Origin of the sequence: Streptomyces sp. NPDC048566 (assembly GCF_043199735.1) — a bacterium.
Taxonomy (GTDB): Bacteria; Actinomycetota; Actinomycetes; order Streptomycetales; family Streptomycetaceae; genus Streptomyces.
Genome location: NZ_JBICWL010000002.1, coordinates 439842 through 463931, shown reverse-complemented (window position 1 = coordinate 463931; position 24090 = coordinate 439842). Strand labels below are relative to the sequence as shown.

Below are 24090 nucleotides of genomic sequence, written 5' to 3'. Positions count from 1 at the left end.
CTCGCGGTCCCGTGACCGCCGCCGGGCCCGGGACCCCGGCCGCCGCCGTCCCCTCCGCACCGAGCGGCCGTCCGGGCCCCGGCACTCCCGCGTCCGCGGCCGGTGGCGGCGGTGCGGGCCCCTCCCGGACGGACCGGCGCGCCGGCACGCTCCAGGCGGCCCTCGGCGTCACCGCCTTCTCCCTGACCTTCCCCGCGACCGCCTGGGGCCTGGAGGGGTTCGGCCCCTGGTCCCTGGTGACCGTGCGCTGCGTCCTCGCGGCCCTCGTCGCGGGCGGCTGCCTCCTCGCCCTGCGGGTTCCGCTGCCGGCCCGCCGCCATCTGGCGGGGCTCGCCGTGGTGGCCGCCGGCGTCGTCCTCGGCTTCCCTCTGCTGACGACGCTCGCGCTGCGGACCTCGACCACCGCGCACGCGGCCGTGGTCGTCGGGCTGCTGCCGCTGACGACGGCGCTCCTGTCGGCGCTGCGCACCGGTACGCGCCCCTCCCGGACGTTCTGGCTCGCGGCCGGCTCGGGCGCCGCCGCCGTCATCGCCTTCACCGTGCAGCAGAGCGGCGGCGCGCTGACCGGCGCGGACGCCTACCTCTTCGCCGCGCTGCTGATCTGCGCGGCCGGCTACACGGAGGGCGGCAGGCTCGCCCGGGTGATGCCGGGCTGGCAGGTCATCGGCTGGGCCCTGGTGCTCTGCCTGCCGCTCAGCGCGCCGGGCGCGCTGGTGGCGACGGCGCAGGAGCCCGTGCACCTGACCGCGCACAGCGTGGCCGGTGTGCTGTGGGTCGCGGTGGGTTCGCAGTTCCTCGGCCTGGTCCTCTGGTACCGGGGCATGGCCGCGATCGGCGTCCCCAAGGCCAGCCAGCTGCAGCTGGCCCAGCCGCTGCTCACGCTGGTGTGGTCGGTGGCGCTGCTGGGCGAGCGGCTGACACCGGCCGCCCCGGTCACCGCGGCGGCCGTCCTGGTGTGCATCGCGCTCACCCAGCGGGCGCGCGGCTGACCGGCCGGCCCCCGGGGCGGGGCGCCGCGGGACCGTAGTGGTCGGCCACCACCCGGGCCAGCGCGCCGATCCGGTCCTCGGCGGCCTCCGTCGCGGCGAAGAAGACGTGGCCCCCCACCTCGGGGTGCGCGGCGGCCAGAGCGAGGTGCCGGGACAGCTCGGCGGGGTCCTGCCAGGGTGCCGCCTGGCCGGGGGCGCCCGCCTTGTACAGCGCCTCGCCCACGTACAGCGCGACCCCGGTGCCCCGGGCCGCATCCGCCCACCAGGGCAGCAGCCGCGCGTAGTCGGCGGGCGCGAAGCCGATGTTCCAGTACAGCTGGGGGCAGATGTAGTCGATCCAGCGCTCGCGCACCCATTTCCTGGTGTCGGCGTACAGGTCGTCGTAGGTCTGGACCCCGGCCCGGGTGGCCGAGCCGGCGGGGTCGGTGGCGTCGTTGCGCCAGACCCCGAAGGGGCTGACGCCGAAGCGGGCGCCGGGACGGGTCGCGCGGATGTCCGCCGCCGTCTCCAGCACCAGCCGGTCGACGTTGTGGCGCCGCCAGGCCGCCCGGTCCGGGAAGCCGGCGCCGTGCTCGGCGTAGGCCGCCGCGTCGTCGAAGTCCTCCCCGGCCACCGGGTAAGGGTAGAAGTAGTCGTCCCAGTGCACTCCGTCGACCGGGTAGCGGGCTACGGCGTCGAGCATCGCGGCGCGCACGAATGCCCGCACCTGCGGCAGTCCCGGGTTGTAGTACAGCTTCCCGCCGTAGGGGACGGTCCAGTCGGGGTGCCGCCGGGCCGGATGGGCGGCGGCGAGCCGTTCCGGGTCGGGATGCCCCGCGACGCGGTAGGGGTTGAACCAGGCGTGGAGTTCGAGCCCCCGCGCGTGGGCCTCGCGGACGGCGGTGTCGAGCGGGTCCCAGCCGGGATCGCGCCCCTGGACCCCGGTCAGGCTCTGCGCCCACGGCTCGTACGGCGAGGGCCACAGCGCGTCCGCGAAGGCGCGGACCTGGAAGAACACGGTGTTCAGCCGCAGCCGCACCGCCGTGTCGAGGTGACCGATCAGCTCGGCGCGCTGGTCGGCGGCGCTCAGTCCGGTGCGCGATGGCCAGTCCCGGTGCGCGGCGGTGGCGAGCCACAGCCCGCGGAGGGCGCCCGGCGCCCTCGGCCGGCCGGGCGGGCCCGGGGCGGCGGCGGTGTCGCCCGCTCCCGTACCCGCCAGCGCGGCCAGTGCCGCCGTGACGAACGCCCGGCGTCGCAGCCGCCCCATCGGCACCTCCTGTGCGGTGGACCCGGCCGGTCGCGGGTCGTCCCGCAGCCCAGCATGCCCGACCCCCGCGATCGATCATCGATACTTGGCGGTAACGTGCACGTTCGGAGCAGGCGCCGAACACCGGAGGTCCTGCCGGGCCGTACGGATCAGCGAAGGGGACGATGTGACCGACATCGAACGCGTCGGAGTGGTGGGCTGCGGGCAGATGGGAGCGGGCATTGCCGAGGTGTGCGCCCGCGCCGGTCTGGACGTCAAGGTCGCCGAGACCACCGGCGAGGCGCTGGAGATCGGCCGCACCCGGCTGTTCAACTCGCTGTCCAAGGCCGCCGGGCGCGGCAAGATCTCCGACGAGGAGCTGGAGGCCACCCAGAACCGCCTCGCCTTCACCACGGACCTCGGCGAGTTCGCCGACCGCGACCTGGTGATCGAGGCCGTGGTCGAGAACGAGCAGGTGAAGACCGAGATCTTCCAGGTCCTCGACCAGGTGGTGACCCGGCCGGACGCGATCCTCGCCTCGAACACCTCGTCGATCCCGCTGGTCAAGCTGGCCGTCGCCACCTCGCGCCCCGACCAGGTCATCGGCATCCACTTCTTCAACCCGGCCCCGGTCCAGCAGCTCGTGGAGCTGATTCCGGCGCTGACCACCTCCGAGGGCACCATCGGCCGGGCCCAGCTGTTCGCCGAGAAGGCGCTCGGCAAGCACACGATCCGCGCCCAGGACCGCTCCGGCTTCGTGGTGAACGCGCTGCTGATCCCCTACCTGCTCTCCGCGATCCGGATGTTCGAGTCGGGCATCGCCAGCCGCGAGGACATCGACAACGGCATGGAGATGGGCTGCGCCCACCCGATGGGCCCGCTCAAGCTGTCCGACCTGATCGGGCTCGACACGGTGGCCTCGGTCGCGTTCAGCATGTACGAGGAGTACAAGGAGCCGCTGTACGCCGCTCCCCCGCTGCTCCAGCGCATGGTGGACGCCGGCCGCCTCGGCCGGAAGGCGGGCTCGGGGTTCTACACCTACGGGCAGTGACGCCCGGCCGCCCGCGGCGGCCGACGCGCGGGGCGCGGGCCCGGCACCTCCAGGGGGGGTGCCGGGCCCGCGCCGTTCACACGGCGTGTGCGCGCCGGGCCCGCATATGCCGCGCGCACACGCTCCCCTCCCGCCCACCAGGCGAGTTGACTTTCCGTGCACGGCAAGGGACTTCCGACCACGGAAAGGAGCGGACCCGTGACCGCCGACTCCGAGCATCCTGCCGCACCGAGGGAACTCGCGGAGTTACGCCGGTCCCTGGAGGTGGGGCTCACCCGCGTCGAGGGAGGACTGGCGCTGCTCACCCAGCGCGACGACCAGACGGCCAAGGATCTCGACGACCTCAGCACCCGGATCGTCGCGCTCGAACACACCCGCTGGCCTCTGCCCGCCCTCTCCGCCGTCGCCGCCGTCGGCGCGGTGGCCGTGGCGGTCTGGCAGGCCCTGGGCCGCTGACCGGGCGGCGCGGCGGAGCGGCACCGTCACGACAGCGGGTCCTGTCCGAGCCGCAGATGGTGCAGGAGCAGCAGCGCGGCGGCCATGTTGGCGGCCGGGACCTCGCCGCGGGCGACCATGTCGGGGACGAGCTTGAGGGGCACCCACTCCCGCCGGTCGGACTCGAAGTCGTCCACGGGGTGCCCGATGTACTCCGCCGCGTCGGTCCAGTAGATGTGGTGCCGGGCGTCGGTGAGCCCGTTGGAGGGCTCGACGCTCATCAGATGCCGCAAGGGCGCCGGCCGCCAGCCCGTCTCCTCCTCCAACTCCCGTGCGGCGGCCGCGACGACGTCCTCACCGTCCTCCACGACGCCCGCCGGCAGCTCCCACCCCCAGCTGTCGGTGATGAAACGGTGCCGCCACAGCAGCAGCACCTCGTCGGCCCGGTTGACCACGGTGGCCACGGCGACAGGCCGCAGCCGTATCAGGAAGTGGTCGAGATGCCGCCCGTCCGGCAGCGCCACATCGGCGAGATTGACGCTGAACCAGCGGTTTTCGTACACAGTTTGTTCGTTCTGTTTCGTCCACTGCACGGTTCTGCCACCTTCCGCTAGGTAAGTGGCAATATCGCAGCAGGAAGCGGGCCGCAGCAGGCTCACGGCGGTCGGTCGGGGGGCGCGCCGACGGTGCACGGGGCGCGCGCGAGGAACCCCCCGCGCACGGCGGGGCCGGCCCACCGGCGCTCCGCGGCGCCGCGCCCTACAGCGGTACGCGCAGCGCGCCGTCGATGAGTTCCGCGGCCTCGGCGGTCCCCGCGCAGCCGCTGCGCACCAGGTGCTCACGCACCGCGCGCAACCGGTCCCGCAGCCGCTGGGACTCCATCCCGCGCGCCTGCTCGGCCATCCGCACCGCCGTCTCCACGGCCTTGTCCGCGTTCCCCTGGCGCAGTTCGATCTGGCTGAGCATGGCGAGCCGGTGCACCCGGCCCCGGTCGTGCGCCGGATTGTCCACCGCCGCCGCCGCGTTCTCGGCCGCCGCCACCAGGTCGCCGAGGCTGAGCAGCGCCTCCGCCACCTGTACGTTGACCAGCCCCGGCTGGACATAGCCGGTCTCGTCCGGCTCGTAGCCGCGCCGGATGCGCTCGGCGGCCTGCTCGGCACGCCGGATGCAGGACAGCGCGCTGCTGCCGTCGCCCAGGTGCGCGTACGCCTTGGCCTGCATCGCGTACAGGTCGGCGGCGAGGGCGGGGGTGATGTGCCGCCCCGCGGCGCGCAGCGCGGCCTCGGCGAAGGCGACCGCCTGCCGGTACTCGCGCATGAACAGCGACTGGTTGACGAGCAGCGCTATCACGTACGCGCCCAGCCCCCTGTCCCCGCTGGCCTTCGCCAGGCGCAGCGCCTGGTGGAAGTAGCGCTGCGCGAGCCCGTGCGCGTCGGAGTCGTAGGCGCAGATGCCCGCGACGGCGACCAGCCCGCCGGTCGCGCGGTGGAGTTGACGGCCCGTGGCGTCTGTGTAGCTGCCGCGCAGCAGCGGCGCGGTCTCGGCGTTGAGGAAGCCGACGATGCGGGTGCGGGTCGCGATGCCGCCGGCCTTGCGGTACATCTGCTCGTAGTGCGCCCGGGCCGCCCGGAGCATCTCGATGTCGGCCATGCTCACCCGGTGGCGTCCGCCGCGCGAGACGTCCACGTCCTCCGGCGGGTTCTCCCACTCCCAGACCGGCATGACCGCGGGCGTGCCGGTCACCGCCTGCGCCCCGAGGACGTGCGGGCGCTGCTGCTCGTCGGAGCGCCACAGCGCGGTGGCGCGCTCGACGAACCCGGAGAGCGAGGTGGCGTGCGGCGCCGCCGGTGCGCCGGGCAGACCGAGTCCGATGTCGTCCAGCGTGACGGGCCGGTGCAGCCGTCCCGCGAGGACCTGGCAGATCAGGTCGGGCACCTGCCCGCGTGGCCGCTGCCCCTTCAACCACCGTGCCACCGCGGTGTGTTCGTAGCGCAGGGCGAGGCCGCGGGCCCGTCCCGCCTGGTTGACGTGGGCGGCGAGTCCCGCGTGCGAGATGCCCGCCTCGTCGAGCATCGCGTCGAGCAGGGTGTTGGGCTGCATGGAAGGCCCCCCGGGTGCCTCGTGGCCGACGGCGCCGATCGTCCTCTTCCGCGTCCGCCGGCGCCAGTCGGCGGAGCGGGTCGCTTTCACACGGGGTGTGAAGCAAGCACCCGTGTCCGGGGCGTGCGCGCGCTGTCGCGGAGCGTCGCGGGCCGGTTGACTGAGCTGTCTCGCAAGAGGCCGGCCGGGCCGCCGGCTCCCCCTCGTACAGTGCGGCGGCCCGCTGCGCGCCGTCCGCCCGGCCCCCTGCCCGACACTCTGTGGCCGGGCGGACGGCCGCCGCCGCCCGGACAGGCATCGGGGCCCGCCCGGACGCATCACGGACGCCTCCGGACGGCCGGGGCCGGGCTCCGGGACGGGTGCCGCGCCGTCACCGCGGAGCGTGCCGGGCGCGGTCGTGGCACCGCCCCAGGGGAGGCGGCCGGCGGTCGTTGCGCAGCACCAGCAGGGCCACGTCGTCCCCGGGACGGCCGTCGCTGTGCCGCAGCAGCCCCGCGAGGACGGCCCGCAGCACGGCCTCCGGTACGACGGGACGGTCGCGGACGGCGTCCGTGAGCGCGGGCAGCAGCGGGAAGAACCGTCCGCGGGCGTCACGCGCGTCCTCCACCCCGTCCGTGTGCAGGAACAGCCCGTCGCCGGGCAGCAGGGGTCCGCAGGGCTCGGCCCGCAGGACGGCCGGGAGCGGGAACGGGCCCAGCGGCGGCAGGGGTTCGGCCCGCGCCAACGGCGCGACCCGGCCCGTGCCGAGCAGATACGGCCAGGGGTGGCCGCAGTTGAGGGCGCGCACCTCGCCGTCGGGGCGGATCTCCAGCAGCAGGACGGTCACGAAGTCCTCGGCGACCGGATCGTCGGTCTCAGGGCCGCGGGCGCCGGACGAGGGGTGTTCGCGACGGGCCCGCTCCCTCAGGTGGCGTGCCAGGGCCCGGTCCAGCCGGCGCAGGACTCCGCCCAGTTCGGGTTCGTCGTGCGCGGCCTCGCGGAAGCTGCCGAGAACGGCGGCGACGGTGCCGATGGCGCCCAGACCGTGCCCGCGGACGTCGCCCATGACGACCCGCACGCCGTGCTCGGTGGCGATCACCTCGTACAGATCGCCGCCGACCGCCGCGGCGCGGTCGGCGGACATCTGGGCCGCCGCGACGCCCAGGCCGTCGACCCGTGGCGGCAACGGCCGCAGCAGGACGCGCTGCGCCGCCCCCGCAACCTCCCGGACCTGCCGCAGTTCGCGCAGCAGCACCGCCCGGACGTGCACCACCAGCCCGGTGCCGACGGCGAAGAAGACGGCACTGGTGGCCATCCGGGCCTCCAGGCCGTCCTGTTCCGCGAGGGGACAGGCCATCCGGTACGACACGGCGAGCGCGCCCCAGGCCGCGGGCAGTCCGAGACTCAGCGCCCGGCGCGGCGGCGACCGGTCGTCGCGGCGACGGGCGCCGGGTCCGGACCGGCGCAGCCGCCGGATGAGCTGCGCGCGGGGTCCTTCGGCCCGCAGCATCCGGGCGAGGCCCGCTCCGAGCCGGCCTCCCCGGTGCCGGGTGCCGGCGACCGCCCCGAGCGGCTCCCGCGCGGGTGCCCGGAGCGTCGTCCCGCGAGGGGTCCCAGCCTTGGTACGGATCATGCCGATCGGCCCCCCAGTAGGCCCTGACAGCGCAGACGGCCTCGGCGAGACCGGTCCGATTCTGACGACCGATCACCCGACCGGGCCAGGCCGTCCGGTCATGTCACCCGAACGAGTGAGACGCCTTCGGACACCCGAACCGGCGCGACCTCGCAGGCAGGGGCCCCGTCCCCCCTCGGAGCGAGGAGGGACGAGGCCCCTGGGAAGGAGACCACCGGCCTGAGCCGGCGCAGGCGGTCAGGCCCCGCGCAGGACGGCCCCCGTGCGCTCGGCGGCGAGCGCAACCGCCGCGTCGCGCGCCGCGGACGCCTCGTCCACGGTCAGCGTGCGGTCAGCGGCACGGAAGCGCAGCGCGTACGCGAGGGACTTCCGGTCCCCGCCGAGCTGCTCGCTCTCGTACTCGTCGAACAGCCGGACGGACTCCAGCAGTTCGCCCGCGCCGGCACGCAGCGCCGCCTCGACGTCGGCGTGCGGGACGGTCCGGTCGACGACGAGCGCGACGTCCTGGGTCGCGACCGGGAACGCGGAGATCTTCGGCCCCCTGGGGTGGCCGGAACTCGCCTCCTCCACGGCGTCCAGGTCCAGCTCCATCGCGCAGGTGCGCGCGGGCAGGCCCAGCGACTTCAGCACCCGCGGGTGCAGCTCACCGGCGTACCCGACGACCCGCTCCGCGCCGTCCAGGACGACGGCGAGTTCGGCGCAGCGGCCGGGGTGCCAGGGCCCGTACCGGCCGGTGCGGACGAGGAGTTCGGTCCCCGCCTCGCGGGCCACCACGCGGGCGGCCTCGACGGCGTCGGCCCAGTCCGCGGGACGGCCCTTGCCCCACCAGCCGGCCTGCTCGCGGGCGCCCGCGAGGACGACGGCGGCGTGCCGGGGCTGGACGGGCAGCGCGGCGGTCAGGGACGCGAGCTCCTCGTCGGTGGGACGGCGGTCGACGGGCAGCCGCCCGGCGACGCGCGCCTCCGCCCGCGGGTGGAAGACCAGCCCGGTCTCGAAGAGCGCCAGGTCGTGGCTGCCGCGCCCGTCGTTGCGGCGCAGGGTCTGCAGCAGACCGGGCAGCAGCGTGGTGCGGAGCGCGGGCTCCTCGTCGGAGAGCGGGTTGACGAGCGTGACGACCTTGCGGTTCGGGTCGTCGGCCGCCAGTCCGAACCGGTCCAGGACCTGCTCGCCCATGAACGGGTAGTTCGGCGCCTCGACGTATCCGGCGCCTGCCAGGGCGCGGCCGACACGGCGGTGCAGGCGCTGCCGCTGGGTGAGACCGAGGCCGGCCGGGGGCTTGGGCAGCGTGGAGGGCAGGTTCTCGAAGCCCTCCAGGCGGATGACCTCTTCGGCCAGGTCGTTCGGGTCGGTGAGGTCCGGCCGCCAGGACGGCACGGTGACGATCAGCTCGTCCTGGCCGTAGACGTCGCAGCCGACCTGCTGGAGGCGGCGGACGACGGTCTCGCGGCCGTAGGCGACACCGGCCACCTTGTCCGGGTGGTCCGCGGCGAGGGTGATGGTGTGCGGCGCGGACGGGGCGATCACCTCGGTGACGCCGGCGTCGGCGGTGCCGCCCGCGAGCAGGACGAGCAGGTCGACGGTCCGCTGGGCCGCGGCGGAGGCGGCCTGCGGGTCGACGCCGCGCTCGAAGCGCCGGGACGCCTCGGAGGCCAGCTTGTGCCGGCGGGCGGTGCGCGCGATGGAGACGGGGTCGAAGTGGGCCGCCTCGACGACGACCTCGGTGGTGGTGCCCTCGCTGTCGTCGATCTCGGTGTCGGCCCCGCCCATGACGCCCGCAAGGCCGATGGGCCCACGGTCGTCGGTGATCACCAGGTCCTCGGCGTTCAGCGTGCGCCGGACGCCGTCGAGGGTGGTGAGCTTCTCGCCCTGCTCGGCCCGGCGCACGCCGATGGCGCCCTGGAGGCGGTTGCGGTCGTAGGCGTGCAGGGGCTGGCCGAGCTCCAGCATCACGTAGTTGGTGATGTCGACGGCGAGCGAGATCGGGCGCATGCCGGCCTTCTGGAGCCGGCGGCTCAGCCAGATCGGGGAGCGCGCGTCGGGGTCGAGGCCGGTCACCGTGCGGGCGGTGAAGCGGTCGCAGCCGAGCGGATCGGAGACCCGCACCGGGTGGCCGAAGGCGTTCGGGGCGGGCACGTCGAGCAGCGCCGGGTCGCGCAGCGGCAGACCGTAGGCGGTCGCCGTCTCGCGGGCGACGCCGCGCATCGACAGCGCGTAGCCGCGGTCGGGGGTGACGGCGATGTCGAGGACCTCGTCGACGAGCTGGAGCAGCTCGATCGCGTCGGTGCCCGGCTCGGTCTCCGGGGACAGCACGATGATGCCGCCGGAGCCGTCGTCGCCCATGCCCAGTTCGTCGCCGGAGCAGATCATGCCGTGCGAGGTCTTGCCGTACGTCTTGCGCGCGGCGATCGCGAAGTCGCCGGGCAGCACGGCGCCGGGCAGCACGACGACGACCTTGTCGCCGACGGCGAAGTTCCGGGCGCCGCAGACGATCTCCTGCGGCTCACCGGTGCCGTTGGCCGTACCGACGTCGACGGTGCAGAAGCGGATGGGCTTCTTGAAGCCCTCCAGCTCCTCGATGGTGAGCACCTGGCCGACGACCAGCGGGCCCTTGAGGCCGGCGCCGAGCGCCTCGACGGTCTCGACCTCCAGTCCGGCCGAAATGAGCTTGGCCTGGACGTCGCGCCCGGTCTCCGTCGCCGGAAGGTCGACGTACTCCCGCAGCCAAGAAAGCGGGACCCGCATCAGATCTCCATCCCGAACGGCCGGGTGAACCGGACGTCACCCTCGACCATGTCTCGCATGTCTTCGACGTTGTGGCGGAACATCAGCATCCGCTCGATACCGAACCCGAACGCGAACCCGCTGTACCTCTCCGGGTCCACGCCGCAGGCGACGAGCACCCGCGGGTTGACCATGCCGCAGCCGCCGAGCTCGATCCAGCCCTCGGAGGAGCAGGTCCGGCAGGGGCGGTCGGGGTTGCCGACGGATTCGCCCCGGCACACGTAGCAGAGCATGTCCATCTCGGCGGACGGCTCGGTGAAGGGGAAGTAGTTCGGACGCAGCCGGGTCTTCATGTCCGGGCCGAAGAGCGACTGGACCATGTGGTCGAGGGTGCCCTTGAGGTCGGCCATGGTCAGGCCCTCGTCGACGGCGAGCAGCTCGATCTGGTGGAAGACCGGGGTGTGCGTGGCGTCGAGCTCGTCCGTGCGGTAGACGCGGCCGGGGCACACGACGTAGACGGGCGGCTCCCGGTCGAGCAGGGCACGGGCCTGTACCGGCGAGGTGTGGGTCCGCAGCACGACCCCGGACCCGCCGTCGCCGTCCGCGTCCGCCGGGCCCTGGACGAAGAAGGTGTCCTGCATCTGCCGGGCGGGGTGGTCGGGGCCGAAGTTCAGGGCGTCGAAGTTGAACCACTCCGCCTCGACCTCGGGGCCCTCGGCGACCTCGTAGCCCATCGAGACGAAGACGTCCGCGACGCGCTCCATCATGGTGGTCAGCGGGTGCCGGGCCCCGGCCGGCACGCGGTCGTACGGCAGCGTGACGTCCACCGCCTCCTCGACCAGCACGCGCGCGTCGCGCTCGGCCTCCAGCTCGGCCTGGCGGGCGGCGAGGGCCTTGTTCACGGCGCCCCGCGCCTGGCCGACGAGCTTGCCGGCCGCGGCCTTGGCCTGCGGGGGCAGTGCGCCGATCTCGCGGTTGGCGAGGGCCAGCGGCGAGGTGCCGCCGGTGTGGGCGACCTTGGCCTCCTGGAGCGCGTCGAGGTCGCCGGCGGCGGCGAAGGCGGTGAGCGCCTCGTCCCGCATGCGCTCGATCTCTTCCGGTTTCAAGGCCTCGACCTCTACAGGGTCGTACGACTTATTAGGTGCCGACATCTCTTCCCGTGCTTCCGGTTGGCTGGCTGAGGGTCCCCGTCACCGACTCGGAGACGAATCGTCCGCAGATGAGAGGACGCAAAGGTGCCAAAGGCCGAGTCTAACGGGGGTGGGTGCCCGCCCAGGACCGGGCGTCCTCGCGGTGCTCCCGTGCGGAGGGGGCCCGTGGGGTCCGGCGCGGCGTCAGAGGAGGTACGCCGGGGTGCCCACGGGCAGGGTAAATCGGAACTCGGCGCCCCCGCCGGGGGCGCGTCCGACGGTGATGGTGCCGCCGTGGGCTTCGACGATGCCCTTGACGATGTAGAGCCCGAGGCCCGTGCCACCGCGTTTGCTGCCCCGCCAGAAGCGGGTGAAGACGCGGTTCATGGACTCCTCCGGGATTCCCCCGCCCTCGTCGCTCACGGTGACCGACGTGACGGGACTCGGCACTCCCTCGTCGTCCGCCCGCTCGCGCGGGGAGACGGAGGGTGCCACCTCGATGATGACGGTTCCCTCGCCGTGGCGCACGGCATTTTCGATCAGGTTGCCGAGTACCTGGTCGACCTTGTCGGGGTCGGCCCACAGATCCGGCAGGGGCCGCTCGACGCGCAGCAGGAAGCGGTCGGCGGGCTGGCCGGAGGCGACGTACGCCTTGATGTGGCGGCCCACGGCGGCAGCCATGTCGACGGGCTGGCGGCGCACCTCCAGGCGCCCGGAGTCGATGCGGGAGATGTCCAGCAGTTCGGCGATGAGCCGGGTGACGCGGTCGGCGTCGGCGTCGACGGTCTCCAGCATCAGCTTCTTCTGGTCGTCCGTGAAGCGCTCCCACTTGGCGAGCAGCGTCGCGGTGAAGCCCTTGACCGAGGTGAGCGGCGAGCGCAGTTCGTGCGCGACGGTGGCGATCAGCTCGGCGTGGCTGCGTTCGGTGCGGCGGCGGGCCTCGGTGTCGCGCAGGCAGACGACGACGCGGCGGACGGGTCCGGTGGGCCGGGTGCGCACGTAGCGGGCGGCGACCAGGACCTCGTGGCCGCCGGGCAGCAGGAGGTTGCGCTCGGGCTGGCCGTTGCGGATGGCGAGACCGCCGTAGGGGTCGGTGAGCTGCCACCACCGGCGGCCCTCCAGGTCCTCCAGGGGCAGCACGCTCTCCAGGCGGCGGCCGAGCGCCCGGGCGGCGGGGACCGCGGTGATCCGCGCCGCCGCGGCGTTGAAGCAGACCACCCGGCCGTCCTCGTCGGCGACGACCAGTCCGTCGGGCAGGTCGTCGGGGTCGACGGCGGGTCCGGCTGCGGGGTCGGCGGCGTCGTCCCGCCGGGACGCGGGGGTGCCGCGCACGTCGCGTGCTCGCAGCGCGCCGTGCGCACCGCCCGTGCCGACGCTCATCCCCGTACCCCACCTCTCGTCCGGCGCAGAGGGCCCCCGAGCCCGTCACCCTACTAGCTGTCGGTGACGGAGCGGCACCCTGTGGAGGCGCGCTGTGCACGGGCCGACGCGTAGAGACATACGGCCGCGGCGGTGGCGAGGTTCAGACTCTCGGCCTTTCCGTGGATCGGAACGCGCACCACCGCGTCGGCGAGCGCCCGGGTCTGCTCGGGGAGCCCCCACGCCTCGTTGCCGAAGATCCAGGCGGTGGGGCCGCCCATGGTCCCCTGGTCGAGCTCGTCGTCCAGGTCGTCCTCGCCCGCCCCGTCGGCGGCGACGATCCGCGCCCCCGCGTCGCGGAGGGCCGCGACCGCGCTCTCGACCGGCACCCCGACCGCGACGGGCAGGTGGAACAGGGAGCCGACGGAGGCGCGGACGGCCTTGGGGTTGTAGAGGTCGACGGAGGCGTCGGTGAGGACGACCGCGTCGGCGCCCGCGGCGTCGGCGCAGCGCAGGACGGTGCCGGCGTTGCCGGGGTCGCGGACGTGGGCGAGCACGGCGACGAGGCGGGGCCGGGCCGCGACGATCTCGTCGAAGGGGGTGTCCAGGAAGCGGCAGACCCCGACGAGCCCCTGGGGGGTGACGGTGGTGGAGATGTCGGCGACGACCTCGTCCCCGGCGAGGTGCACGCGGGCGCCGGCGGCGCGGGCGTCGCCGACGATGTCGGCGTGGCGTTCCGCCGCCTCGACGGTGGCGAACAGCTCGACGAGCGGGGAGGCGCCGTCGGCACGGTGCGCGGCGGCCTCCCGTACGGCCTGCGGCCCCTCGGCGAGGAAGAGCCGCTCCTTGCCCCTGGCGTTGCGCCGGGCGAGCCGGCGGGCGGCGGCGACGCGCGGCGAGCGCGGGGAGATCAGCTCGGGGGCGGCGGGGGGCATGGCGTCACCTTCACGTTGCAGGGGGGATTGCTGGCGCAGGGAACACGACGGACCCGCAGGCACGAGCCTGCGGGTCCGGGTGACATCCGGCGGGGGCCGGCGTCGGTGTCAGGCGGCCTTCGGCGCGTTGACGTCCGACGGCAGGGCCTTCTGCGCGACCTCGACGAGCGCGGCGAACGCGTTGGCGTCGTTGACGGCCAGCTCCGCGAGGATCTTGCGGTCCACCTCGATGTTGGCGGCCTTCAGACCCTGGATGAGGCGGTTGTACGTCATGCCGTTCTGGCGGGCCGCAGCGTTGATGCGCTGGATCCACAGCTGACGGAAGTCGCCCTTGCGCTTCTTGCGGTCGTTGTAGTTGTAGACCAGCGAGTGGGTGACCTGCTCCTTGGCCTTGCGGTACAGGCGCGAACGCTGACCGCGGTAGCCGGAGGCCGCCTCGAGGATCGCCCGGCGCTTCTTGTGGGCGTTGACTGCCCGCTTGACGCGTGCCACTTGTTAACTCCTTGTAGCGGGGCCGTGGGGGGACTCACACGGCCCGGAATAGATGGGGTCCCGGTCCTGACGTGCGGCGCCTGGGCGCCGGTACGTCACTTGCCGAGAAGCTTCTTGATCTTCTTGGCGTCGCCCGGGGCCATCTCGGCGTTGCCGGTGAGGCGACGCGTCAGGCGCGACGACTTGTGCTCGAGCAGGTGGCGCTTGCCGGCGCGCTCGCGGAGCACCTTGCCGGAGCCGGTGACCTTGAAGCGCTTGCTGGCACCGCTGTGCGACTTGTTCTTCGGCATAGCGCCGTTCTCTCCTCGTCAGTGGCGTTCCGGTGCCCGGTCGAAGGACCGGGCACGGTGGAACGTCATGGGTATCGATTGACATCCTGGGGCGTGAGCCCCGGGATCAGGCCTCGGCCGGAGCCTCGGCGGACTCGGCGGACTCAGCCTCGGTGGACTCGGCCTCGACGGGCTCGCCCTCGGCGGCGTTCTGCGAGCGGCCGGGGTTGGCCTTCGCGTCCGCCTTGCGCGCCGCCTGGGCCTCACGGGCCTCGGCCATCGCCTCGGTCTTCTTCTTGTGCGGACCGAGAACCATGATCATGTTTCGGCCGTCCTGCTTCGGGTTCGACTCGATGAACCCGAGGTCCTCGACGTCCGACGCGAGACGCTGCAGCAGTCGGTAGCCGAGTTCCGGCCGGGACTGCTCGCGACCACGGAACATGATCGTGATCTTGACCTTGTCGCCCTGCTTGAGGAACCGGACGACGTGACCCTTCTTCGTGTCATAGTCGTGCGGGTCGATCTTCGGCCGGAGCTTCATCTCCTTGATGACCGTGTGCGCCTGGTTCTTGCGCGCCTCACGGGCCTTCATGGCCGACTCGTACTTGAACTTGCCGTAGTCCATGAGCTTGCAGACGGGCGGGCGGGCGTTCGCCGCCACCTCGACCAGGTCGAGGTCGTACTCCTGAGCGAGCTCAAGGGCCTTGGCAAGCGGAACAATCCCGACCTGCTCGCCGCTGGGACCGACAAGTCGCACTTCGGGAACGCGAATCCGGTCGTTGATGCGGGGCTCGGCGCTGATGGATCCTCCTCGGTAGCACCACACGGCGGTCTGGCGGACAGCCGCGTATGTCTCTGATGACACGGGGACCAACCGCCGTGGGGCACGAAAAATGCCCCGGACGGGACACAGGCGGGGCTCCAAGGATTACCGGAGCACCGCCGCGGTCCTGCCGCGGGGCGCGCATTCGGGCGACTCCACCGTCCGTACGGAACGGTGGCGGCCACCTGACCGGATGACCCGCCGTCCCGGAGGACGGTCAGGTGGGAGATCGGAGCCTCCACTTGTGGGCCGGGCACACAGGTGTCCGGCCGGTCGTTACACAAGGTTAGCAGCTCCGCCGGGGAGGCGCTAACCGGCGGCCGCGCCGCCCGGACACGCGGGCCGCCCGCCCCGCGCCGGCCGCGGGGCGCTCCCGCGGGCGGGGGCGTGCGCGCCGGGGCCTATCGTGTGGGGCATGAGTGACACCCCTGCCCAGAACCCCGACTTCGACACCATGGCCCGCGACATCGCCGAGGTCCCCGCGGTCGAGGTCATCGTGACGGTCGCCGTCAACCTGATGAGCGCCGCCGCGGTCAAGCTCGGACTCACCGAGGAGGGCGAGGACCACAAGGACCTGGACGAGGCCCGCAAGCTGGTCACGGCACTGGCCGGCCTCCTCGACGCGAGCACCACCGAGATCAGCTCCTTCCACGCGGCCCCGCTGCGCGACGGCCTGAAGTCGCTCCAGCTCGCCTTCCGCGAGGCCTCCCTCGTCCCGGACGAGCCGGGCCAGGGACCGGGCGAGAAGTACACCGGCCCGGTCTACGGCTGATCCCGCGCCGGGGGCCGTCCCGCCCGGTCGGGGCCGCGGCCGGGCGGTCCGCGGCCCGCGCCCCAGGCCGGCTCCTAGCGCCGCTCGAACAGCGGCTTTCCCGGAGGGGCGGCATCGGGGGGCAGCAGGGCCAGGTCGAGGCCGCGGTCCAGGCGGGCCCGCAGCGTCTCGTCGGCCGCCAGCCGCTCGGCGACCGCACGGGCCGCCTCTGCGGGCACGGCGGCCGGGTCGAGCACGAGGGCCAGGGTGCCGTCGGCGCTGCCGGGCCCGAGGTGGGCCCGGACGACCAGCGGCTCGGCGGCGACCGCGGCCCGCACCGCCTCCACGACGGCCGGATCGGCCAGCGGTTCGGCGGTCGTGCGCCCCTCGGCGAGCGCCAGCAGCGCGGAACCGGTCAGCTGGAAGGCGACCGGCCCGGCCAGGTCGAGCACGATCGTGTCGGCCTTCTCGTGGGCCGCGGCCTCCAGGACCTGCCGCAGCGGTACGGCCACCGGGCGGGCCGCGGCGTCCCAGCGGGCCAGCGCCTCGGTCGAGGTGAAGGCGGGCAGCGCGGTGCGGTCCCCCGCCCTGAGCGTGGGGACGGCCATGTCGCTCGTCTTCTCGCGGCGCAGCCCGTTCCCGTCCTCCTCGACCTCGCCGAGGACGGCCACCACCGGCACGAGGAGCCGGGCCTGCGCGAGCGCCTCCAGAACGGGGGGCACGGCGCTGCGGTCCGCCGACCACGCGGCGAGCGCCTCGCTCAGCCGGGGATCGGCGGAGCCGTCGTCGTCGGGGTAGCCGGAGTCGGGAATGTTCTTGTTCGCCACGGTCACCGACCCTATCGGGGGGATGCGGCTGCGGTTGTGCGGGCCCCGAAACCCGCCGGTCACGGCCTTCACGCGATTCTCAGCCGCCGCTGACACGGCTTTAACACGCCTCTCACCGCGGGCACAGCCGCGCCGTCCAGCATCGCGGGATGGACCGTCACAGATCGCGCGGGCGCCGCGCCCGGCCGGCCCGGCGCGGGCCGCTCCGACACACCGCGGTGGCCGTCGTCGCGCTGACCGGTGTCGTGGCAGCGGGCGCCGTGTACGTGCAGGCGCACACCCACGGCCGCAAGGGCCTCGTATCGTCGGCGTCGGCGGCGCCCGCCCTGCCCTCGGCGTCGCCGTCCGCGGACGAGGAGGAAACGGTGGAACCGGTGGCGGAACCGACGGTGGACCGGGAGGCGCTGCTGGCGCGGGCGATGCGGTCGGTGGCGGTGGCGGACGGCGCCCGGGTGTCGGTCGCCGTCCGCGCCGTCCACGCGGACGAGAGCGCCGGCTACGGCGACGGCACCTTCGACACGGCGAGCATCGTCAAGGTGGACATCCTGGCCGCCCTGCTGCTGCGCGCGCAGGACGCGGACCGGCACCTGACCGCGCAGGAGAAGGCGTACGCCACCGCGATGATCGAGGACAGCGACAACGCCTCGGCGTCCGCGCTGTGGGCGGCGATCGGCCGGGCGGACGGACTCGACGCGGCGAACGAGCGCTTCGGCCTGACCGCGACCCGGGGCGGCGACGGCGAGCTGTGGGGGCTGACCCGCACCACGGCCGCCGACCAACTGGCCCTGCTGCGGCAGGTGTTCGGAGCGAACTCGGACTCGGAGCTCGCCCCCGCCTCACGCGACTACCTCCGGGACCTGATGGGGACGATAGCGGCCGGCCAGCGGTGGGGGGTGTCGGCGGCGGCGGACGGCACGGACTGGGCCCTGAAGAACGGGTGGCTGCCTCGCACCGCCACCGGGCTGTGGGACGTCAACAGCATCGGGCGCGTGAGCGTCGACGGCCGCGACTACCTGGTGGCGGTGCTGTCGGACGGCAACGCCACACAGGACGCGGGGGTGTCGCTGGTCGAGGCGGCGTCGAAGGCGGCGCTCACCGCCTTCGACGCCGCGCAGGGGTGAGCCTCGCCGCCTGGACCGGCCCGCCCCACGCCGTCCGGCCCGCGAGTCCGCCCGGACCTACGGGCGGCCGGACGCCGGGGTGCCCCGGCGTCCGCGCCACAGCACCACCGACGCCGCCAGCAGCGCCAGCCCCAGGGCGCCCGCCAGCGGGCCCGCCCAGTCGGCCGGTCCGCCGTCGTCGTGCGGGGTGTCGGGGCCGGGCCCGAAGTACGTGCTGCCGTACGCCGCCGGGGTGAGGCCCCCGGGCTTGAGCCGGCCGCCCCGCGCGATGGCGGCGGCCGGGTCGACGAAGCCGAAGCCGCGCGCGTCGTCCCGGCCGCCCGCGGGCACGTTGCGGGCCGTGTCCTCCAGGAGCTGCTTGATCTGCGCCGGGGTGAGCCCCGGGTGGGCGGCCCGGACGAGCGCGACCGCACCGGAGACGAAGGCGGACGCGGCGCTGGTGCCCCAGCCCTCGTAGTAGCGGTCGTCCGGGTCGGCGATGACGACGTCCACGCCCGGGGCGCTGACGGTGGCGTACCAGCGGCGGGTGGAGAACGAGGCGCGGGTGCCGTAGCGGTCGACGGCGGTGGCGGCGATCACGCCGGGGTACGCGGCCGGATAGGAGATGTGGTCGCCCTTCTCCCCGCCGTTGCCCGCCGAGGCGACGACCGCGACGCCCTTGGCCAGCGCGTACTGGACAGCCGCGTCCTCCGCGGGCTCCGGGTGGGCGGAGCTGGAGTCGTCGCCGAGCGAGAGGTTGATGACGTCCGCGCCGTGGTCGGTGGCCCAGCGGATGCCCTCCGCGAGGGCATTGCCCCGGGTGGTGCGCGCCTTGGAGCGGGCCGGGTCGGCGTCTTCGAGGATGACGCGGACGGGCAGGATGGTGGCCTGCGGGGCGATGCCCAGGACTCCGTCGGCGTTCCCCGCGCCGTGGCCGTGGCCGGCGATGATGCCCGCCATCGCGGTCCCGTGCCGGGCCCAGGCGCGGTCTCCCCGGCTCGCGCCGAAGCCGACCAGGTCCTTGCCGGTGAGCACGCTGCCCGCCAGGTCCGGGTGGCGGGCGTCGACCCCGGTGTCGAGGACGGCGACGGTGATGCCCTTGCCCTTGGTCGTCCGCCAGGCCTGCTGCGTGTGCATCGCGTCGAGGCCCCACTGCTGGGCCCGTATGCCGTCCGCGTGGGCGGCGCCCGCCGGGACGAGGGCGAGGGCCCCGGCGAGCAGGAGGCCCAGGGCGGACCGCCGTCGCGGGCGCCGGGGCCTTCGCGCCCCGGGGTCGGTGCGGTGGAGGCGGTCCGGTGCGTCGCCGGTCCGCGGTGCCGCGGGAAGAGGGCGGGCGGGGCGGGTCATGACGGGTTCTCCGTGGCCGAGGTGACGGTCTTGCGGAAGGCGCGCTCCACCCGGTCGGCGAGACCCCGTGCCTCGTGGCCGAGCCCGGCCTGGGCGGGGGCGGTGGTGGCCCCGGGTTCCATGGCGTCGGCGGCGGGCTGCGGCGCGGCGACCGCCCGCCCGTCGGCGAACCCGGACACGGCGAAGACGACGACGGGGGCGTCCGTGAGGACCGACTCGGTCCAGGAGGCGCGCTGGGCGTCGCCGAAGCCCTCGGCGGGCGTGCCCTTCGCCGGGTAGGTGCGCGGCATCAGGTCGCTGCGCCGGTCCAGGCCCTCCTTGCCGAAGCGGGCCTTCAGGGCGGTCATCGCCGCCGCGTCCGCCGTGGTGAACAGCAGGCCGACGGTGGTGACGTGACTGCGTGTCGCGTCCACGTAGGTGGCGCGCAGCAGGCGCAGGCAACCGACGGGCGCGAGGGCCTTGCGCAGCAGCGGGTCGAAGGCGTGCGCGCAGCCGGTGTCCGGGGCGACGGCGATCCGCGTCCAGGTGCGGTCGGAGCCGCCGGGGCCGGCCCCGTCGCCGCGTACGGTCGGCGGGAAGAGGCGGTCCACGGGCACGCTGTGCCAGAGGTCCCCGGCGGCGGCGAAGGTGTCGCGCGAGCCGGCGGCGTCCGCCTCGCCGCCGGTGAGCCAACTCCCGGTCACGGCGCCGCCGATGAGGCCCAGTCCGAGGACGACGCAGACAGCGGCGGCGACGGCGCGGGAGCGCGTGCGGGGACGGCCCGGGAGCGGGCCGGTCTCGGGCTCGGCGAAGGAGACGAACGGCCGTCCGGCGCTCTCGTTCCTCTCCGGCGCGGCCGGGGCCGGGGCTGACGTGAAGGACTCCACCGGCGTCCACGGCGTCGGGGACGCCTCGGCGCGCGGCGGGCTGTCCGGCCCGGCCGGCTGCGCGGACCGCTCGCCGGGAACGGCGTCGCCGGGCGCCGCGGTGCGGGCGGGTCCGGCCGGGCCGGCGAGCTGGCGGGGCTGCGGGGAGGGGGCGGGGGGCGCGTCGGGGAAGCGTGCGGTGGCCGCGGGCGGCGGGGGCGTCGGCCCGCTCCGTGCGGCCCGCGCCGCTCCGGGCCGGGGGTGCGGGAAGCGGTGGGCGTCCCGGTCCGGGGCCGGCGGCGCCTCGGCGGGGATGCCGGAGCGCGGTGCGCGGTCGGGACCGGCGGTGCTCCGCTCCGCGGCGGGGGGCGGGACGGACGCGGACACGCCGCGCGGCGGCTCGGCGGGGTGCGCCGGAGCGGGGTCCGGGACGCCGGACCGCGACCCGAACGCGCTGCCCGGGCCGGGCGCGGAGGGCTGCGGGCGCATGTCGGCCCGGTGGCCGCTCCCCGGCGCGGGCGGCACGGCGTCCTGGGCCGGAGCGGCCTGCGCCCGCCGGTCGGTGTCCGGAAGGGACGGGGTCGACCACGGCGGGGAGGGCCGGTCCTGGGCCTGCCCGTGGGGCGGGTCGTCGGTCCACGACTCCCCGCCGACCGGCGGGGTGCGGTCGCGTCCCGGCGACGGCGCGGCGGCCGGCGACGCGGGCGCGTCCGGTGCCCACGGCTCGCCTCCCGCCGGTGGCCGCGCCGGGCGCGCGGGCGCCGGACGGGGCGGAGCGGCCGGCGCGGCGGGCGCCGCGGCACGGCCGAGCCGGTCCGGGAACGGAGGCGGGCCGGGCGGCAGCGGTGGAGCCGCCTCGCCCGGCGACGGGACCGCGGCGGGCGGGGACACCGGACGCGGCGGGATCGGGCCGGGCGGGGTGGTGGGACGGGCGGGCGCCGAGGAGGCGGGAGCGTGCGGTGGCCGGACCGGCGGGCCGACGGGCGGGGGCGGGGCGACCGGGGACGCGGCCCCGGTGTCCGCCGGGGCGGGCCCGGAGGTCTCGGTGCGGCGCTGCTCGCCCGGCGGCGGGCCGGAGGGACGCGGCGGCGGGGCGGCGCGGCGCGCTTCGATGCCCATGCACCCCCCGTTCCTCGTACCGGGCCGCCGGTCCGGCGCGCGGTACGGCCGATCCGCTCCTGCGGGGAAGGGCCCGCCACGAGCACGCATACCCGTGCCGGTGGTCCGTCACCCCGGCGGGCCCGCCGGGCCAGGCCGTTCCTCCCTGCGTCCGCGTCACTCTACGGGTTGACGCGCGTCCGGCGGGAACCAGTCCGGCGGCCCGGGGGATCTGCCCGGAACGTCCCCCTACCCTGCGGTAATCGAGTCTGGCAGGCTGCGTCCATGACTGCCCGCGCCGCCGACAGGGCCCGCTACGACCGGGCCACCGCTCACCTCGACGCCCCCGTCGCGATCGTGGACCTGGACGCCTTCGACGCGAACGCGGACGACCTCGTCCGCCGGGCCGGCGGCAAGCCGATCCGCGTCGCGAGCAAGTCCGTGCGCTGCCGCGCCCTGCTCGAACGCGTCCTGGACCGGGACGGTTTCGCCGGGATCATGTCCTTCACGCTCGCGGAATCGCTGTGGCTGGCCAGGTCGGGTTTCGACGACGTGCTGCTCGCCTATCCCTCGGCCGACCGCGCGGGATACGCGGAACTGGCCTCCGACCCCAAGCTCGCCGCGGCGGTGACCGTCATGGTCGACGACCCGGCGCAGCTCCGCCTCATCGACGAGGCCCGCGGCGGCGGCACCGAAGTCGTGCGGGTCTGCCTGGAGTTGGACACCGCGCTGAGGATGCTGGGGGGCCGGGTCAGGGTCGGCGCGCTGCGCTCGCCGCTGCACTCCCCCGCCCAGGTCGCGGACCTCGCGCGGGCGGTGGTGCGCAGGCCCGGGTTCCGGCTGGTGGGGGTCATGGCGTACGAGGGGCACATCGCGGGCGTCGGCGACCGCGTCGCGGGGCGTCCGCTGCGTTCCCGGGCCGTGCGGCTGATGCAGGCCACCGCACGCCGGGAGCTGGTCCGGCGGCGGGCCGAGGTGGTCCGCGCGGTACGCGCGGTGGCGCCGGACCTGGAGTTCGTCAACGGCGGCGGCACCGGCAGCGTGCAGCACACGGCCGCCGAGGACGCGGTCACCGAGATCGCCGCGGGGTCGGGGCTCTACGTGCCCCGGCTGTTCGACAACTACACCTCGTTCAGCGGCCGTCCGGCCGCACTGTTCGCCCAGCCGGTCGTACGGCGGCCGGGGGTGGGGGTGGTGACGGTGCTGGGCGGCGGATACCCGGCGTCCGGTGCGGCGGGCCCCGACCGGCTGCCGGTCCCCCACCTCCCCGAGGGCCTGGCCTACGACCCTCAGGAGGGGCCGGGCGAGGTGCAGACGCCGCTGCTCGGATCGCCCGCGGACGATCTGCTCATCGGCGACAAGGTCTGGTTCCGGCACGCCAAGGCGGGCGAGCTGTGCGAGCGGTTCGACACGCTGCACCTCGTCGAGGGCGACGCGGTGACGGCGGCCGTGCCGACCTACCGCGGCGAGGGGCACACCTTCCTCTGAGGGGGGCCGGGCAGCGGGACCGGGACCCGCGGTGGGGGACGCCGCGCCGGCCCGCCCGATCCGCTGCCGCCGGCGGCGCCGGACCCTGATGGGTGCGCCGCACCCCCGGCGTACCGGGGCGGGTGCCCCGCCGGCCTGCCGGCCGGGCCTGCCCGGGCGGCGGGCCGGGACGGTGCCGCCCGGGCCGCTCCCGGCGCTCGGGGGTGCCGCGGGGTGTCAGTACACCGTGTCGGCGAGGTCCGGCAGCACCGATCCGTCCGGCCTGCGGACGGGTCCGGGGGTGCCGTCGGGCGCGGTGTACGCGGTCGTCGAGCACGGGTAGGGGTCCTGCCGGCGGGGCAGCGGCTCGATGAACATGGGGTTGACCACCCAGCGCCCGTCGGCGTCGTCGTAGGCCCGGCACATCAGTTCGCCCTTGTTGCGGTTGAGGACGAGGTGCGCGCCGGTGGCGTCGCCGACGAAGGTGACGTCGGTGTCGGCGTCGCCGGCCGCGATCACCGGCCGGTGCCGCGCGTCCTGCCGGTGCCAGGCCGCCGCGCCGCGCAGTCCGAAGATCTCCTGGTTGATCCAGCAGCGCTTCCCGTCGATGTACGGGATGACCGCGCCGCGGCTCGCCGGGGCGTCGCCGCAGCCCTGGGTGCGGGTGGTGATCCGGCCGCGCCGGTCGAGGACGGAGCGGATCGCGATGGTGTGCGCGGCGTCGACGCCGACGGCGCGCGACCAGACCTCGGTGACGGGTTCGGAGCCGGCCGACACGATGTAGACGTCGAACCCGGCCCGCCGCAGCGTGCGGACGAGGTCGCGCTGCTGGTCGTAGTAGCGGACGTACCCGGGGACGGTGTGGGTGCCGAGGAGGCGGGTGGAGCCGACCGGGGCCGCGAGGGCCTCGGCGCGGGCGCGGCGGGCGTACGAGGACAGGTCGGCGACGGTGTGTCCGGCGAACAGCTGCGGCACCCAGGCGTACTGCGGGACGGTCCGCCGGTGGTTCCAGTCGCCCGCGAAGGCGGCGGCACCGCTCATCGTGCGGCCGGACTCGCGGATCTCGAAGATCTCGTCCGTGCAGCGGGGGTTCGTGGCGGTCGGCAGGGGTGCGCCGGGCGGGACGTCGGTGCCGCAGGCGGCCGTGAGCGCCGTGTCGGCGGCGTCGGTGAGCCAGGCGCTGGTGTCCTTCCAGCGTGCCGGGCGCAGAATCGCGTCGTGGCGCAGGGCCCAGGAGAGGGTGGCGTCGGTGACGTCGTTCTTGGTGACGGTGTTGTCCCAGTCGAAGGCGGCGACCGGGCGGCGGCCGTGCCCCGGGGCACCCGCGCAGGTGCCGCGGGCGTCGACGACCTGCTGGAGGTGGGCCCGGTTGTCGCCGTACCACGCCGCGGACAGCCGGGGGCAGTTCGCGGGGCCGGCCGGGGGGTGGGCGGCGGGCGGCGGGGGGGGCCCGGGGGGGGGGGCCGCCCCCCCCCCCCCCCCAAAAAAACGGGCTGGCCGGGGGTGTTAGGTTG

At 75.2% G+C, this 24090-nt stretch carries 21 protein-coding genes; 6 read left to right on the top strand and 15 right to left on the bottom strand.

Annotation, left to right across the window (positions count from 1 at the left end; all coding sequences use genetic code 11):
- The first annotated feature begins 11 nt into the window (after nt 1–11).
- Nucleotides 12–989, top strand: a complete 978-nt coding sequence (locus ACGFS9_RS05890; RefSeq protein WP_393251075.1) for a DMT family transporter — start codon at nt 12–14, stop codon at nt 987–989.
- Here ACGFS9_RS05890 and ACGFS9_RS05885 read toward each other — a convergent pair.
- On the bottom strand, nt 967–2235 hold the full coding sequence (locus ACGFS9_RS05885; RefSeq protein ID WP_393251074.1) for a glycoside hydrolase family 10 protein: 1269 nt from the start codon (nt 2233–2235) through the stop codon (nt 967–969). The two genes, ACGFS9_RS05890 and ACGFS9_RS05885, sit on opposite strands and share 23 nt — an antisense overlap.
- A gap of 166 nt (nt 2236–2401) precedes the next feature.
- Between ACGFS9_RS05885 and ACGFS9_RS05880 the strand changes: the two genes are divergently transcribed.
- Entirely contained in the window at nt 2402–3265 is an 864-nt protein-coding gene (locus tag ACGFS9_RS05880) for a 3-hydroxybutyryl-CoA dehydrogenase (RefSeq protein WP_393251073.1), read from the top strand.
- A 198-nt stretch (nt 3266–3463) separates the two neighbouring features.
- Nucleotides 3464–3721, top strand: a complete 258-nt coding sequence (locus ACGFS9_RS05875; RefSeq protein WP_393251072.1) for a hypothetical protein — start codon at nt 3464–3466, stop codon at nt 3719–3721.
- 26 nt (nt 3722–3747) lie between these two features.
- Here the strand turns inward: ACGFS9_RS05875 and ACGFS9_RS05870 are convergent, their stop codons facing one another.
- From ACGFS9_RS05870 to infC, 10 genes are all read right to left on the bottom strand, one after another.
- Entirely contained in the window at nt 3748–4293 is a 546-nt protein-coding gene (locus tag ACGFS9_RS05870) for an NUDIX domain-containing protein (RefSeq protein ID WP_393251071.1), read from the bottom strand.
- Between the two features lie 166 nt (nt 4294–4459).
- Nucleotides 4460–5800, bottom strand: a complete 1341-nt coding sequence (locus ACGFS9_RS05865) for a transcriptional regulator (protein ID WP_393251070.1) — start codon at nt 5798–5800, stop codon at nt 4460–4462.
- Nucleotides 5801–6170: 370 nt separating this feature from the next.
- Nucleotides 6171–7289: a PP2C family protein-serine/threonine phosphatase gene (locus tag ACGFS9_RS05860; RefSeq protein ID WP_393251279.1), complete on the bottom strand. Its 1119-nt coding sequence runs from the start codon at nt 7287–7289 to the stop codon at nt 6171–6173.
- Between the two features lie 360 nt (nt 7290–7649).
- Nucleotides 7650–10154, bottom strand: a complete 2505-nt coding sequence (pheT, locus tag ACGFS9_RS05855) for a phenylalanine--tRNA ligase subunit beta (RefSeq protein WP_393251069.1) — start codon at nt 10152–10154, stop codon at nt 7650–7652.
- Complete coding sequence (gene pheS / locus ACGFS9_RS05850) at nt 10154–11284, bottom strand: phenylalanine--tRNA ligase subunit alpha (protein WP_393251068.1); 1131 nt, start codon at nt 11282–11284, stop codon at nt 10154–10156. Before pheS ends, pheT begins: the two co-directional genes overlap by 1 nt.
- A 183-nt stretch (nt 11285–11467) precedes the next feature.
- Nucleotides 11468–12643 (bottom strand): ATP-binding protein, encoded by a 1176-nt coding sequence (locus tag ACGFS9_RS05845; RefSeq protein WP_393251067.1) that lies wholly within the window; start codon nt 12641–12643, stop codon nt 11468–11470.
- Between the two features lie 53 nt (nt 12644–12696).
- Entirely contained in the window at nt 12697–13557 is an 861-nt protein-coding gene (locus ACGFS9_RS05840; RefSeq protein WP_393251066.1) for a TrmH family RNA methyltransferase, read from the bottom strand.
- A gap of 108 nt (nt 13558–13665) precedes the next feature.
- On the bottom strand, nt 13666–14049 hold the full coding sequence (gene rplT, locus ACGFS9_RS05835; protein ID WP_003970214.1) for a 50S ribosomal protein L20: 384 nt from the start codon (nt 14047–14049) through the stop codon (nt 13666–13668).
- 95 nt (nt 14050–14144) lie between these two features.
- Nucleotides 14145–14339, bottom strand: coding sequence for a 50S ribosomal protein L35 (rpmI, locus tag ACGFS9_RS05830; RefSeq protein ID WP_007829094.1), 195 nt, complete (start codon nt 14337–14339; stop codon nt 14145–14147).
- A 106-nt stretch (nt 14340–14445) separates the two neighbouring features.
- Nucleotides 14446–15144: a translation initiation factor IF-3 gene (gene infC / locus ACGFS9_RS05825; RefSeq protein WP_393251278.1), complete on the bottom strand. Its 699-nt coding sequence runs from the start codon at nt 15142–15144 to the stop codon at nt 14446–14448.
- Between the two features lie 412 nt (nt 15145–15556).
- On the opposite strand from infC, the gene ACGFS9_RS05820 reads away from it, so the two are divergent.
- Complete coding sequence (locus ACGFS9_RS05820; protein ID WP_393251065.1) at nt 15557–15913, top strand: DUF1844 domain-containing protein; 357 nt, start codon at nt 15557–15559, stop codon at nt 15911–15913.
- Nucleotides 15914–15987: 74 nt separating this feature from the next.
- On the opposite strand, the gene ACGFS9_RS05815 is transcribed toward ACGFS9_RS05820, so the two are convergent.
- Nucleotides 15988–16719, bottom strand: a complete 732-nt coding sequence (locus ACGFS9_RS05815; protein WP_393251064.1) for an SseB family protein — start codon at nt 16717–16719, stop codon at nt 15988–15990.
- 149 nt (nt 16720–16868) lie between these two features.
- On the opposite strand from ACGFS9_RS05815, the gene ACGFS9_RS05810 reads away from it, so the two are divergent.
- Complete coding sequence (locus ACGFS9_RS05810; protein WP_393251063.1) at nt 16869–17840, top strand: serine hydrolase; 972 nt, start codon at nt 16869–16871, stop codon at nt 17838–17840.
- Between the two features lie 57 nt (nt 17841–17897).
- Here the strand turns inward: ACGFS9_RS05810 and mycP are convergent, their stop codons facing one another.
- Nucleotides 17898–19166: a type VII secretion-associated serine protease mycosin gene (gene mycP / locus ACGFS9_RS05805; protein ID WP_393251062.1), complete on the bottom strand. Its 1269-nt coding sequence runs from the start codon at nt 19164–19166 to the stop codon at nt 17898–17900.
- On the bottom strand, nt 19163–20500 hold the full coding sequence (locus ACGFS9_RS05800; RefSeq protein WP_393251061.1) for a hypothetical protein: 1338 nt from the start codon (nt 20498–20500) through the stop codon (nt 19163–19165). The genes mycP and ACGFS9_RS05800 overlap by 4 nt, the downstream gene beginning before the upstream one ends.
- A gap of 894 nt (nt 20501–21394) precedes the next feature.
- On the opposite strand from ACGFS9_RS05800, the gene ACGFS9_RS05795 reads away from it, so the two are divergent.
- A complete protein-coding gene (locus ACGFS9_RS05795) occupies nt 21395–22597 on the top strand; it encodes an amino acid deaminase/aldolase (protein ID WP_393251060.1) in 1203 nt (400 codons plus the stop codon).
- A gap of 216 nt (nt 22598–22813) precedes the next feature.
- On the opposite strand, the gene ACGFS9_RS05790 is transcribed toward ACGFS9_RS05795, so the two are convergent.
- The gene (locus ACGFS9_RS05790) at nt 22814–23971 is read right to left on the bottom strand and encodes a haloacid dehalogenase-like hydrolase (RefSeq protein WP_393251277.1); all 1158 of its coding nucleotides are present in this window, start codon (nt 23969–23971) and stop codon (nt 22814–22816) included.
- Between the last annotated feature and the right edge of the window lie 119 nt (nt 23972–24090).

Bases quoted from the DNA above. Each gene is read 5' to 3' on its own strand.
- ACGFS9_RS05885 (WP_393251074.1), bottom strand. From the start codon at position 2,235: ATGGGGCGGCTGCGACGCCGGGCGTTCGTCACGGCGGCACTGGCCGCG.
- ACGFS9_RS05865 (WP_393251070.1), bottom strand. From the start codon at position 5,800: ATGCAGCCCAACACCCTGCTCGACGCGATGCTCGACGAGGCGGGCATC.
- ACGFS9_RS05860 (WP_393251279.1), bottom strand. From the start codon at position 7,289: ATGCTGCGGGCCGAAGGACCCCGCGCGCAGCTCATCCGGCGGCTGCGC.
- pheT (WP_393251069.1), bottom strand. From the start codon at position 10,154: ATGCGGGTCCCGCTTTCTTGGCTGCGGGAGTACGTCGACCTTCCGGCG.
- pheS (WP_393251068.1), bottom strand. From the start codon at position 11,284: ATGTCGGCACCTAATAAGTCGTACGACCCTGTAGAGGTCGAGGCCTTG.
- ACGFS9_RS05845 (WP_393251067.1), bottom strand. From the start codon at position 12,643: ATGAGCGTCGGCACGGGCGGTGCGCACGGCGCGCTGCGAGCACGCGAC.
- ACGFS9_RS05840 (WP_393251066.1), bottom strand. From the start codon at position 13,557: ATGCCCCCCGCCGCCCCCGAGCTGATCTCCCCGCGCTCGCCGCGCGTC.
- rpmI (WP_007829094.1), bottom strand. From the start codon at position 14,339: ATGCCGAAGAACAAGTCGCACAGCGGTGCCAGCAAGCGCTTCAAGGTC.
- ACGFS9_RS05820 (WP_393251065.1), top strand. From the start codon at position 15,557: ATGAGTGACACCCCTGCCCAGAACCCCGACTTCGACACCATGGCCCGC.
- ACGFS9_RS05810 (WP_393251063.1), top strand. From the start codon at position 16,869: ATGGACCGTCACAGATCGCGCGGGCGCCGCGCCCGGCCGGCCCGGCGC.
- mycP (WP_393251062.1), bottom strand. From the start codon at position 19,166: ATGACCCGCCCCGCCCGCCCTCTTCCCGCGGCACCGCGGACCGGCGAC.
- ACGFS9_RS05800 (WP_393251061.1), bottom strand. From the start codon at position 20,500: ATGCGCCCGCAGCCCTCCGCGCCCGGCCCGGGCAGCGCGTTCGGGTCG.
- ACGFS9_RS05795 (WP_393251060.1), top strand. From the start codon at position 21,395: ATGACTGCCCGCGCCGCCGACAGGGCCCGCTACGACCGGGCCACCGCT.